The sequence below is a fragment of the Paenibacillus sp. FSL K6-1096 genome, assembly GCF_037977055.1.
Classification (GTDB): domain Bacteria; phylum Bacillota; class Bacilli; order Paenibacillales; family Paenibacillaceae; genus Paenibacillus_AQ.
On record NZ_CP150274.1, the window covers coordinates 5,288,439 to 5,300,617 of the forward strand.

10 protein-coding genes are annotated in these 12,179 nt (G+C 58.7%); 9 read left to right on the forward strand and 1 reads right to left on the reverse strand.

Annotated elements, in window-relative coordinates:
* The first annotated feature begins 16 nt into the window (after positions 1-16).
* The 9 genes from MHI24_RS23490 to MHI24_RS23530 all read left to right on the forward strand — a co-directional run bounded on the left by MHI24_RS23490 (position 17) and on the right by MHI24_RS23530 (position 10,748).
* Positions 17-946 carry an ABC transporter permease gene (locus tag MHI24_RS23490; protein ID WP_340021933.1) on the forward strand — a complete coding sequence of 310 codons (930 nt, stop codon included), beginning with the start codon at positions 17-19 and terminating at the stop codon, positions 944-946.
* A 58-nt stretch (positions 947-1,004) separates the two neighbouring features.
* Complete coding sequence (gene uraD / locus MHI24_RS23495; protein ID WP_340021934.1) at positions 1,005-1,523, forward strand: 2-oxo-4-hydroxy-4-carboxy-5-ureidoimidazoline decarboxylase; 519 nt, start codon at positions 1,005-1,007, stop codon at positions 1,521-1,523.
* Positions 1,524-1,665: 142 nt separating this feature from the next.
* On the forward strand, positions 1,666-2,067 hold the full coding sequence (uraH, locus tag MHI24_RS23500; RefSeq protein ID WP_340021935.1) for a hydroxyisourate hydrolase: 402 nt from the start codon (positions 1,666-1,668) through the stop codon (positions 2,065-2,067).
* Positions 2,068-2,103: 36 nt separating this feature from the next.
* Positions 2,104-3,501 (forward strand): allantoinase, encoded by a 1,398-nt coding sequence (locus tag MHI24_RS23505; protein ID WP_340021936.1) that lies wholly within the window; start codon positions 2,104-2,106, stop codon positions 3,499-3,501.
* Entirely contained in the window at positions 3,465-4,889 is a 1,425-nt protein-coding gene (locus tag MHI24_RS23510) for a Zn-dependent hydrolase (RefSeq protein ID WP_340021937.1), read from the forward strand. Before MHI24_RS23505 ends, MHI24_RS23510 begins: the two co-directional genes overlap by 37 nt.
* A gap of 30 nt (positions 4,890-4,919) precedes the next feature.
* Complete coding sequence (locus MHI24_RS23515; protein WP_340021938.1) at positions 4,920-6,152, forward strand: alanine--glyoxylate aminotransferase family protein; 1,233 nt, start codon at positions 4,920-4,922, stop codon at positions 6,150-6,152.
* A 97-nt stretch (positions 6,153-6,249) separates the two neighbouring features.
* Positions 6,250-8,058 (forward strand): adenine deaminase C-terminal domain-containing protein, encoded by a 1,809-nt coding sequence (locus MHI24_RS23520; protein ID WP_340021939.1) that lies wholly within the window; start codon positions 6,250-6,252, stop codon positions 8,056-8,058.
* Between the two features lie 576 nt (positions 8,059-8,634).
* Entirely contained in the window at positions 8,635-9,867 is a 1,233-nt protein-coding gene (locus MHI24_RS23525) for an IS110 family transposase (protein WP_340020827.1), read from the forward strand.
* Between the two features lie 425 nt (positions 9,868-10,292).
* Positions 10,293-10,748, forward strand: coding sequence for an IDEAL domain-containing protein (locus MHI24_RS23530; RefSeq protein WP_340021940.1), 456 nt, complete (start codon positions 10,293-10,295; stop codon positions 10,746-10,748).
* A 64-nt stretch (positions 10,749-10,812) separates the two neighbouring features.
* Here MHI24_RS23530 and hemH read toward each other — a convergent pair whose 3' ends face one another.
* Positions 10,813-11,838, reverse strand: a complete 1,026-nt coding sequence (gene hemH, locus MHI24_RS23535) for a ferrochelatase (protein ID WP_340021941.1) — start codon at positions 11,836-11,838, stop codon at positions 10,813-10,815.
* Between the last annotated feature and the right edge of the window lie 341 nt (positions 11,839-12,179).

Genomic DNA, 12,179 nt, shown 5'->3' on the forward strand with positions numbered 1-12,179 from the left:
AGAAGGGAGTTCACCTATGGATTTCACTACACAGTTATTAATCGCCGCCATCTCCGCCGGAACACCGCTTCTGCTGGCGACCCTGGGCGGGATTCTGACCGAACGGTCGGGAATCATTCAGCTGGGGGCAGAGGGGCTGATGCTGATGGGGGCGGTGACGACCTGTATCGTCTACATCCGCAGCGGCAATCTGGTGCTGGCGCTGCTTGCCGCCGTAGCGGTTACCGCGCTTCTGGGACTGGTTCATTCCTTCCTGTGCGTTACGCTCAGGGCGAACCAGACGATGTCGGGGCTGGCCATGACCCTGTTCGGCAGCGGGCTTAGCGCCTATCTCGGCAAGCCGGTCAGCGGGGCTCCGCTGCCGGGCACATCGCCGAAGCTGGATCTGGGGGCGCTGAAGTCGGTGCCGGTGATCGGGGAGATTTTTGGACGGATGGATGTGCTGGCCTGGCTCAGTCTGCTGCTGGTGGTTCTGCTGCATTTGTTGATTCACCATACCTCCTGGGGCCTGCATCTGCGGGCGGTCGGCGACAATCCGGCCACTGCGGACGTTATGGGCATCCGCGTGCAGCTCATCCGCTACAGCTATATTACGGCCGGAGCCGCGCTGATCGGCCTGGCTGGTGCCGACATGGTGCTGGCTTATGCGCCGACCTGGAATGAAGGGCTGACCGCCGGGCGGGGCTGGATCGCTGTCGGTCTGGTGATTTTCGCCAGATGGAATCCGCTGCGCGCCCTCTTCTGCGCCTATTTCTTCGGTGCGCTGGATTCGCTGGGCTTCCGTATTCAGCTGCTGGGGAGTGCGGTACCGCCGTATTTTCTCAAAATGATTCCTTATATCGTCACCATCCTCGTACTGATGTATCTCGGCTACCGTAACCGCAACAAGCCTTCCGGCACACCGGAGGCGCTGGGCACGCCTTATATCCGGGAACAGCGGTTCTGAGCCGGAGACTGTGGTGGCATGGTGCATCTGAGAATATTAGATGAAGGGAGGCACGTCTATGAATTCCCCGTCAGGCAGATTGACCCTGGAACAGATTAATGTTATGACTGAGCCGGATTTCGTGAAGGTCCTCGGCGGAATCTTCGAGCATTCACCCTGGGTGGCAGAAGGCGCCTATGCCAAAAGGCCGTTCAGTACGGTGCAGCAGCTGCATACCGCTATGAAGGATGTGGCCGGGACTGCGGAGGATGACCGGCAGCTTGCGCTGCTGAGAGCCCACCCGGATCTGGCGACAAGGCTGGCGGTCAGCCCGCTGTCGGCGGCAGAGCAGCAGGGGGCCGGGCTGGACCGGCTGGCCCCGGAGGAATTCAGGGAGCTGACAGAGCTGAATGCTGCCTATACCGCCAAATTCGGATTCCCGTTCATACTCGCTGTGAAGGGAAAGGATAAAGAGGATATTATCAGCGCTATACGTGAGCGGGTGAGCCGCAGCGCGGAGGCGGAGAGAGCGCAGGCCCTGCTGGAGATCGGCCGCATTACCCGGTTCCGGCTGGAGGATCTGCTGGGAGCGGAATAGCGGCGGGCACTGCATTCTATATAAGATGAACTTAAGAATGATGGACCGCAGATGAACAAACCCCTTGCATAGCAAGGATTTCGTCCATACAGCAAGTTAGATTCTTAAGTTCACTCTATATAACAGGAGGAAGGGGAGGCTTATGTCTATTTCGGAAGTGACCGGGCGGCTGACCACCCATGTGCTGGATCTGTCACAGGGGAGACCGGCCGCAGGCCTGTCGCTCCAGCTCTGGCGGCTCGGTGCCGGGGAGCCTGTGCTGCTGCGGCAGGCAGTCACGAATGAGGATGGCAGGCTGGAGGCTCCGCTGTTATCCGGTGAAGATATGCAGGCCGGAAGCTACGAGATCATATTCATGGCCGGTGATTATTTCCGGGGCGTTCAGGGTGGTGCGGAATTGCGCGTGGATGGGGCGGGAGATGAATCTGTAAGCCTGTTCCTGGACCATATTCCGATCCGCTTCAATGTGTCGGACCCCTCTGCGCATTATCATGTTCCTCTGCTGGTTGCACCGGGAGGATACAGCACGTACCGCGGCAGTTAAGGAGTGTCTATATTTCAGGACCGGAGGTGGCCGATTATGAAGGATGAAGCCTATGAGCTGATTGTCAGAAACGGCGAGGTGGTGCTGCCCGGAGAGGTCCGCAGGCTGGACGTCGGGGTGAAGCACGGCAGAATCGCAGCGCTGGGCGAAGCGCTCCAGGCTTCGCCGGATACCCGGGTTATGGATGCGGCCGGACAATATGTGCTGCCCGGCATGATTGATATGCATGTTCATTTCAATGAACCGGCACTGGGCCACTGGGAAGGCTTCCGCAGCGGGTCGGCCGCCCTTGCCGCCGGAGGCTGCACCTGTTATGCGGATATGCCGCTGAACGGGAACCCGCCGACGGTGAATCTTGAGGCGCTCCGCCTGAAGGCGGAGGCCGCGGCCGGGAATTCGGCCGTGGACTATCTGCTGTGGGGCGGGCTGGTGCCCGGCAATCTGGAGGAGCTGGAGGGACTTGCGGCAGCGGGCGTTGCCGGGTTCAAAGCGTTCATCTCCAATCCCGGAGGTGAGGGGGAGGGCCGGTTCCGCGAGGTGGACGATGATACCCTGTATCAGGGGATGCAGCGGATCGCTGCCGCCGGCGGCATTCTCGCCCTTCATGCGGAGAGTGAAGCAATCACCTCCGTGCTGGGTGCGGCTGCCCTCCGCGCAGGGCGCAGCAGTGCCCGCGATTTCGCCGCCTCGCGTCCGCCGGAAGCGGAGCTGGAGGCGGTATCGCGGGCGCTGCTGTACAGTGAGCGGACCGGGTGCCCGCTGCATTTTGTCCACATCAGCACAGCGGCAGCGCTGGAGCTGATTCATCAGGCGAAGCAGCGCGGCCTGAATGTTAGTGCAGAGACCTGCCCCCACTATCTGATTCTGGATGAGGACAGCATGGAGACGCTGGGGCCGCTGGCCAAATGCGCCCCGCCCCTGCGCAGCAGCGGGGAACGGGAGCGGCTGTGGGCGGCGCTGGCAGCGGGCCGGGTGGATCTGATCGCATCAGACCATTCGCCTTGCCCGCCGGAGCTGAAGCTTGCACCGGAGCTGAGCTTCTTCGAGGCCTGGGGCGGGATCTCCGGGGCGCAGAGCAGCCTGGAGCTGATGTTCCACGAAGGCGTGCAGGTGCGCGGCCTGCCGGTGACGCTGATCTCCGCGCTGCTGTCCGGGCAGCCGGCCAGGCGGTTTGGGCTGGAGCAGCGCAAAGGCGCTATCGCCGTAGGGCTGGATGCCGATCTGGTGCTGCTTGATCCGAATGCCGCGTATACTTTGCGGGCGGAGGATCTGCTGTACCGCCACCGGCATAGCCCTTATGCCGGAATGACTTTGTCCTGCAAGGTCACGGCTACACTCTGCCGGGGCAAGGTTGTTTATACCGCCGGGGAAGGGATTGTTCACGGCGGCGGAGGGGAGTGGCTGCGGCCCGCGCACAGCCAGCCGGACCTATGAAGCGGCCGCTCCCGCAAGAAGCGGCCGGGGAGCTGCTGGGGCTGCTGGCTGAGCTGGCCGCCTTCAGCGCCCCGGGGCCTGGTGTGACCCGGCTGCTGTATACGCCGGAGTGGTGCGGGGCGCAGCATTTTCTGCAGGAGAGAATGGCTGAGCTTGGTCTTGAGGTACGGATGGATCAGGTGGGCAACGTCTACGGAAGATTAACCGGGTCAGAGCCGGATGGGAAGGTGATATTGACCGGTTCCCATATCGACACGGTGGTGAACGGCGGGCGGTATGACGGGGCCTATGGTGTGGCGGCTGCCGTTACCGCGCTGCATTACCTGCGGATGGCCTTCGGTCAGCCGTTGCGGACGCTTGAGGTAGTCTCCTTCTGCGAGGAAGAGGGCAGCCGCTTCCCCTTGACGTTCTGGGGCTCGGGGAATGTAACCGGGCTCTATAACGGTAGTGAGGCTGCGGGCTATGCAGATGCAGAGGAAATCACACTGGCGGAGGCGATGGCAGCTTGCGGTCTGGGAGCTGGCGTCTCGGCAGTGCGGGATGCCCAATTTGCAGGGCTTGCGGGTGACGCTGGTGATGCGGCGCTCGGCCGCAGGCTTATCGATGAAGTGCCGGCCGCAGCCGCTTCGGTTGAACCGGAGAGCGGGCGCGGGTTCACAGGCAGTGCTGTGCGCAGCGATATCGCCGCTTATGTGGAACTGCATATTGAACAGGGGATTACGCTGGAGCGGTCCTTCCGGAGCATCGGCGTGGTGCAGGCCATCGCCGGGCAGCGGCGGTATCTTGTGAAGGTCAGCGGGACAGCAAATCACGCCGGAACAACGCCGATGAGCCTCCGGCAGGATGCCCTCGCCGGATCGGCAGAGCTGCTGCTGGCGCTGGAACGCTCTGCTGTGGCTGAAGGGGACCCGCTGGTAGCGACAGCCGGAAGGCTGGAGGTCTATCCGGGCACGCCGAATGTCATCCCCGGCGAGGTGCAGTTCACGCTGGATATCCGGCACAGCCAAGCGGAGACGCTGGAGCGCTTCTGCGCCGCTCTGCTGGCGGAGTTCGCCGAGCTTAGCGGCAGGCGCGGGCTGACGCTTGCGGTGCAGCCTGTCCTCGCTACCCTTCCGGCCCCGATGGATCAGGGGCTGTGCACAGCGCTTGAGGATATCTGCCGTCAGCAGGGGAAGCCCTACAGGAGTATGGTCAGCGGGGCGGGGCATGATGCCCAGCTGTTCGCCCCGCGCTGCCCGTCTGCCATGATCTTCGTGCCCAGCCGGGCAGGAATCAGCCACTCGCCTGAGGAATACACTTCACCGGAGGACCTCACGGCCGGACTGGAGGTTTTGACGGCCATGTTATATAGATTAGCGTATACAGATAATGGAGATACGGTTACGTAGAGCCATTGCATACCGAAGGGGGAGAGAGGCATGAAGCGGTACGAGGATCTGTCGCCGTCCTTACGGTGTATCATGACCCCGGGCCCGGTTGAGGTGGACCCGCGCGTGCTGCGGGCCATGTCTTATCCGGTGCTGGGGCAATTTGATCCCGAATTTACAGATATGATGAATGAGACGATGGAAATGCTGCGGCAGCTGTTCGCTACAACGAACCAGTGGGCCTATCCCATAGACGGCACCTCGCGCTCCGGGATTGAAGCGGTGATGGTCAGCCTGATTGCGCCGGGAGACCGGGTGCTTATCCCCATTTTCGGCCGCTTCGGGCATCTGCTGCATGAAATTGCTGAGCGCTGCGGCGCTGAGGTGCATACGATCGAGACGCGCTGGGGCAGCGTCTTCGCGCCGGAGGAGGTAACCGCAGCGATCCGCAGCTTCAAGCCCGATGTGGTGGCGATCGTCCACGGGGAGACCTCCACCGGCCGTGTCCAGCCGCTGGCGGAGATCGGGCGGGCCTGCCGGGAGCAGGACGCCCTGCTGATTGTGGATGCAGTAGCCACGATCGGCGGAGTGCCTGTGGAGACGGATGCCTGGATGCTGGACGCCGTGGTTGGCGGAACGCAGAAATGCCTGTCCATTCCTTCGGGGATGGCTCCGGTCACGTACAACAGCCGGGCTGAGGCCAAGCTGCTGAAGCGCAAGCAGGTCGAGCGGGGCCTGCGGAGCGGCGCCGGTGCCGCAAGTGAGCTGCCGGTGATCCGCAGCAACTATTTCGACCTGGGCATGCTGCAGGACTACTGGAGCCCCGGGCGGTTGAACCATCATACGGAGATGACCTCCATGCTCTATGCCTTACGCGAGGGTCTCCGGCTGGTGCTGGAGGAAGGTCTGGAAGCCCGTCACGCCCGGCACCGGCTCCATGAGCGCGCCCTTACCGCCGGTCTGGCGGCGATGGGCCTGGAGCTGTACGGCGATGCGGAGAGCAAGCTGACCGTAGTTGCCTGTGTGCTGATTCCCCCGGGCATCGACGGGGAGTCTGTCCGTTCCATGCTGCTGCATCACTTCGGCATTGAGATCGCCAGCTCGTTCGGCCCGCTGCAGGGCAGGATCTGGCGGATCGGAACGATGGGCTTCAGCTGCCGTGAGAACAATGTGCTGCGCCTGCTCGGGGCGTTGGAGGCCGTGCTTATGCGCCACGGATATGCGGTGCCTGCCGGTGAGGCGGTTCAGGCGGCACTTGACGTATATGAGACAGAGGGTAGATAATAGCATACAATGTTCAGTTAACGGCTTGCGGCCCGGGAGGGACGTAAGGCCGTTTTTTAGAAAATTTAGAGATTATACCTGGAAGGGAGTGTACAGGATGACATTTGCAAGACAACCATTGGCCGACTGTGTGCCGGAGCTTGTGGCTACCGCCCGCGGCGACCGGAAGGCCTCGCTGGTGATTACAGGGGGCAAGCTGGTCAATGTATGCTCGGGGGAGATTCTGGACGGAATGTCTGTTGCGGTGCAGGGCGGACGTATCGCTTATGTCGGCAAGGATGTCTCCCATACCATCGGTGAAGACACGAAGGTGATTGATGCCGCCGGCAAATACATCGCTCCCGGTCTGCTCGACGGACATTGCCATATCGAGAGCACGCAGCTGACGGTCACGGAATTTGCCCGGGCTGTGCTGCCGCTGGGGACGACCGGCGGGTTCTTCGATGCGCATGAGATCGCCAATGTATTTGGGCTGAAGGGTGTGAAGCTGATGCTGGAGGAGATGCGCGGCACGCCGCTGGCTGCCTATATGCAGGTCGCTTCGTGCGTTCCTTCAGCAGGGCCGGAATTCGAGACCACCGGCGCTTCTATCGGGCCGGAGGAAGTGGCTGAGGCTTACACCTGGGGCGCGGATGTCATTGCGCTGGGCGAAGTGATGAACTTCCCGGGCGTAGTCTACGGCGATGAGAAGATGATTGGTGAAATCCAGGCCACGCTGCGGGCGGGGCGGTATGTTGACGGGCATTTCACCTGGCCGTCCGATGACTGGCGGCTTCCGGTGTATGCTGCGGCAGGCGTGACCGGCGACCATGAGTGCGTGACTGCGGAGGATGTTATCGAGCGCGTACGTCTGGGGATGTATGCCAAAATGCGCCGCGGCTCCGCCTGGCACGACGTAGCCAAGACGATCACCGCACATACCGAGCATGGCCTGGACCCGCGCCGGATGATGCTGGTGACCGACGACCGCAGCTCCGAATCGCTGCGTGATGAAGGCCACATGGATTTTGTGGTGCGCCATGCCATCGCCCAGGGCGTGAAGCCGGTCACGGCGTTCCAGATGGCGACGATCAACACCGCCGAGCGCTTCGGCGTCGCTCGCGATATCGGCTCCATCACTCCCGGCTCCTGTGCGGATATCATCCTGCTGGACGGAAATCTGGCGGATGTAAATGTTGTTACGACAATCGCAGCCGGTGTTGTTGTGGCGGAGAACGGGCAGATGATAACCGAACTGAGCCGCTACACCTACCCGGATGAGGTGCTGGCTTCTGTGCATCTGGCCCAGCCTCCGGTGCCGGAGGACTTCGTGATCCACGCTCCGGTTGAGGAGGGGGTTCTCGCCACCCGGGTCATCCGGGTGATTGAGAATCATGTGGAGACAGAGGAGCTGATCCTTGATCTGCCGGTGGTTGAATCGAAGCTGGTGGTTCAAGGCGAACTGTGCAAAATCGCCGTGCTGGAGCGCCACAAGGGAACCGGCAACAAATCGGTGGGCGTGGTGCAGGGCATCGGCTTCCACGAGCCGGCAGCCATCGCGATGACCGTCGCCCATGACAGCCATAATGTGCTGGTCATCGGCAACGACGATGCACTGATGGCAGTGGCTGCGTCCGCCGTGGCGGAGGCGCAGGGCGGCGTTGCGGTGATTACCGCTGCGGGAACCACCCTGTTCCCGCTGGCCATCGCCGGACTGATGTCAGCGGAGCCGTTCGAGATTGCCGCGGCCCAGTCCGCCGCGATCAGCAAGGCCCTGTACAATGCGGGCTGCACGCTGAACTATGCCTTCATGACCCTGTCCCTGCTGGCCCTGGCCGTTATCCCGACCCTGCGGATCTCCGATAAAGGGCTGGTGCGGATCTCGCCGCAAGAGGGCATTCAACTGGTCCCGCTGTTCGTCAGCTAGAGAAGTGCGGAGCTCGCTGTGGAGCGTACTGCCTATAGCTTAAATTTGGAGCCATCCGGTCTTTCGCGAACTCGCGGACTGGGTGGCTTTTTATATGCGAAAAACCAAATACATTCGGCGTTACGTGTGCACGTGGACCAAATATAATCGAAAAACCGACCACATTCGGCGTTACGTGGGCACGTGAACCAAAATATAATCGAAAAACCGACCACATTCGGCGTTATGTGGGCACGCGTGCCAAATATAATCGAAAAACCGACTACATTCGGCGTTGCGTGGGCGCGCGGGCCAAATATAATCGAAAAACAGGCATGACAAGGCAGAGGCCTTGTCACCCCCAGGAATGAAAATAAGTGGTTGGCATCCGTCGCATCCATTCTAAATGAGGCTGTAGTCGTCAACACTTACATATACAAATCAAAGGGCGGAAACGGTTACTGGGACCCACCCCGTTCGAAAAACCGTTCTATTGCGCTTTTCGAGCATCGCCTATTGTAGCCCCCAAAAGTACGTGTATTAAATTACACTCACTCGAGCGCATGATTTGTAAACTGACGATGGAGGATGGTAGGAATGGATGCTGTACGTATGTGTTGCGCCGGTCTGGACGTGCATCAGGAAACCGTTGTAGCCTGCGTGTTAAAAGGACCGATCGAACAGAAACCCCAATATCACCTGAAAACGTTTGGGACGACAACCAAAGAATTGCTCGGCCTGCAAGATTGGCTGAGTGAACACGGCTGCCGGGAAGTGGTGATGGAGAGCACCGGCGTGTTATGGAAACCGGTATGGAACATCTTAGAGGGCAGTTGTGACCTCGTCCTGGCCAACGCCCGGCGGGTAAAGAATACGTCGGGTCGAAAAACGGACATGCAAGACGCGCGCTGGTTAGCGCAATTGCACCGTTGCGGGCTCATTGAAGGCAGTATGGTGCCCGAACAGGACATCCGGGATTTGCGGGATTTGACTCGTTACCGGAGTAAGATGGTGCAGGCGGTGACGGCGGAGAAAAACCGCATTCACAAAATCCTGCAGGATGCCAACATCAAACTAACCACCTTTATGTCCGATCTCTATGGGGTTACGGGACGGGGCCTGCTCCAGAAGATCATGGACGGCGAGGTCGTGGACGAAGTGACCGTTAAAAACCTGGTCAAAACCCGTTTAAAAAAGAAAGTTCCGCAGCTACTCGACGCGCTCAATGGCAAGTTGCGCCGTCATCATCGGGAGATGATTCGAGACCACTGGGACCACTTGGTCTATTTGGAGAAAAGAATCACGGAACTGGAAGCGCGAATCGAGGCGAAGGCAGAACCGTACCTGGAGGTGATTGAACAAATTGACTCCATTCCAGGAATTGAGCGGACGTCTGCTGTGACCATTTTTGCCGAAGTGGGGCCGCATGTCGCGGAAATGTTCCCGAGTGATGCGCAGTTCGCTTCATGGGCGGGAGTGTGTCCAGGGAACAACGAAAGTGCGGGAAAGCGAAGAAAGTCAAAAACGATGCAAGGGAACAAGCATCTGAAAGGTGCGTTGTGTCAGGCGGCTTGGGCGAACGCTCGCTCCTCGAACCGGATCGGCCAATTCTTTCGACGAATCCGGAAGAGACGAGGAGATAAAAAAGCAAACGTCGCCACGGCGCATTTGCTGATTCGAATCCTCCATGCCCTGATGCGGGAGAAGAGGTCATACCAAGAAATAGACGTCTCACTAGGCGATGAGACGTCCAAGAAAAACAGGTTGGATCGGTACGTTCAATATATCCAGCAGTTAGGATATAGCGTGCAACTAAATCCTACCCCATAGTCTTCCCTTTTTCAAAAAAACGAAACGTTTTTTGGGGGCGGTGGGTCTTTTTTTGTCAAAACCCAGTCTGCGGCGCGTTTTCCGGTACTTTTATTTTCGTATTAAACCGAACACATTCGGCGCTGTGTAGGCACCTGGTCCAAATATAATCGAAAAACCGATTACATTGCATCGTCGCAATGGCCAATGAACCGGGTGAACATCGCCTGAAAGCAGGCGGGGCAGAACAGTGTTGTCCGCAAAAAAAGAAGATAATTAACCATTTCCACGCAGGCTGAAACAGAATTTTTAAAATTTAATTAAAAAAACATTAACAATACATAGGAAAAAGTCGATAATACTTTTAAATTCAATAAAATTGTTGTCGAATTGCAAGTTTTCAGAAACCTAAGGGGAGTCCAAATAAGAGGAACGGGGTGCATGAGATGATTAGATTAGAAACGCAGGACATCTTGAATATCACCAGGAAGCAAATTGCCGGTATTTTTAAAATGGAGCCGGTTGAACTTAGATTTGTCAATGATTTTCAGGGTGAGCAGTATCTTCTGACCAATGATAAGCTGCATCTCAGCAACCAGCATTATTGGGCCAAGGTGATGGATTGCGTTTTCGGGAGTCATGTCCGGCCGGTCCTGATGTGTGAGGTGCTCTACTTCCTGCGCAATGAGTTCCTGGAAAGCGACATCAAGCTGATGTTCTCCTATGATTTCTCGGAAGGCTCGGCAGGGGAAGCGGCGGCTTCGGCGGAGATCAGCTTCAACGATACGCCGGACCTGCAGCCGGAGGAGATTGCCGAACTGATTGATTTCGCTCTGACGCTGCAGGATAAGCAGTGGTTCGAGGAACTGACCGCCAAGTACAAACAGCTGACTGTTCAATAATGCTACTATAAAATAAAACGCCCGGCTCACAGGAGGATGCTATCCCTGAGGCCGGGCGTTATTGTTATTCTGCGGCAGCCAGCCAGCCCTGGGCTGAGCGGCTCACCAGTCCAGCGAGGAAGCTGATCCATTCCTCCGTGTCATTGAGGCACGGCGCAACCTCCAGATTCTCTGCGGCTCCGCCGCCGGAGGCGAAGAGCTCCCGGCCTTCGATTGCCAGCTCATGCAGCGTCTCCAGGCAGTCCGTAACCAGCCCCGGCGAGAAAATCAGCGGTCTGCGGATGCCCCGGCCGCTAAGCTCCTTCAACGTATCAGCCGTAGACGGGCCTACCCAGGTCTCCGGCCCGAAGCGGGACTGGAAGGTGAGCTGCCAGCGGTCCGGCGTCCAGCCCATAGCTTCAGCCAGCAGCCGTCCGGTCTCCTGGCACTGCTGCGGATACGGGTCGCCGGTCTCGGCGTAGCGGCGGGGGATGCCGTGGAAGGTCAGGATATAGTAATCCGGCTCTGCGCTCATGGCTTCGATCTGCCGCCGCAGCAGCGATTTCATCGCCGCGATGTAGCCCGGCTCATCGTGGTAGGCCTCGATATAGCGCAGGGCAGGCACGAAGCGCTTGGAGACCTGGCCCAGGCGCCCTTGCCGTCCCAGGGCGGCGAAGCTGGCCGCTTCATAGACAGAAGCCGTTGTAGTTGAGGAGTACTGCGGGAACAGCGGAAGTACAATGATGCGCGTAACTCCTGCGGACTCCAGCCTGCGGAAGGCTTCGGACATATCCGGATTGCTGTAGGCAAGCCCCAGCTCCACCTGATAGCGGCTGCCGAGCTGTGTCTGGAGTGCAGCCTGCTGGGCCCGGGAGTGGACGAGCAGAGGGGAGCCCTCCTCCAGCCAGATCTCCTGGTACAGCTTCGCCGACCTGCGCGGCCGGGTGCGCAGGATGATGCCCCGCAGCAGCGGCTGCCAGAGCAGCGGATGATAATCAATAATTCTGCGGTCAGACAGGAACCGCTTCAGATAAGGGCGGACCGCTTTGGCGCTGGGAGCGTCAGGGGTACCGATTTGGGCGAGAATAACGCCGACGGGTGACGGATTCATGTGCAGCTGTTGCTCCTTTCCATGAATATGACATCGTTCTAAAATATCACATCTGGGCCTGAACGTTCAATATATTCTGTCACATAGCTATCATAAGAGGGAGTAAATGGGAGATAGCGGGAGACTTAAGAAATATATTTTTTCTGCGGCCGGAAAATAGTGATGTTTCTTATAGGGTGTGTGATTTTGTATACAGAGAAAAGAGTTTCAATTTTGTTACCATCAAGCCAGAAATGAGCCGCCAGCAGCTTAAAGTCCATTTATGTGAATTAATTCACCTCATTATGTGAATTCTTTCACCTTTTGAAAGATTGTATAAATAGATGAATCTTTTATTACAC

Coding starts and splice junctions, on each gene's coding strand:
- uraD (WP_340021934.1), top strand. CDS start 1,005: ATGAATTCCCCGTCAGGCAGATTGACCCTGGAACAGATTAATGTTATG.
- MHI24_RS23520 (WP_340021939.1), top strand. CDS start 6,250: ATGACATTTGCAAGACAACCATTGGCCGACTGTGTGCCGGAGCTTGTG.
- MHI24_RS23530 (WP_340021940.1), top strand. CDS start 10,293: ATGATTAGATTAGAAACGCAGGACATCTTGAATATCACCAGGAAGCAA.
- MHI24_RS23505 (WP_340021936.1), top strand. CDS start 2,104: ATGAAGGATGAAGCCTATGAGCTGATTGTCAGAAACGGCGAGGTGGTG.
- MHI24_RS23515 (WP_340021938.1), top strand. CDS start 4,920: ATGAAGCGGTACGAGGATCTGTCGCCGTCCTTACGGTGTATCATGACC.
- MHI24_RS23525 (WP_340020827.1), top strand. CDS start 8,635: ATGGATGCTGTACGTATGTGTTGCGCCGGTCTGGACGTGCATCAGGAA.
- hemH (WP_340021941.1), bottom strand. CDS start 11,838: ATGAATCCGTCACCCGTCGGCGTTATTCTCGCCCAAATCGGTACCCCT.
- MHI24_RS23490 (WP_340021933.1), top strand. CDS start 17: ATGGATTTCACTACACAGTTATTAATCGCCGCCATCTCCGCCGGAACA.
- uraH (WP_340021935.1), top strand. CDS start 1,666: ATGTCTATTTCGGAAGTGACCGGGCGGCTGACCACCCATGTGCTGGAT.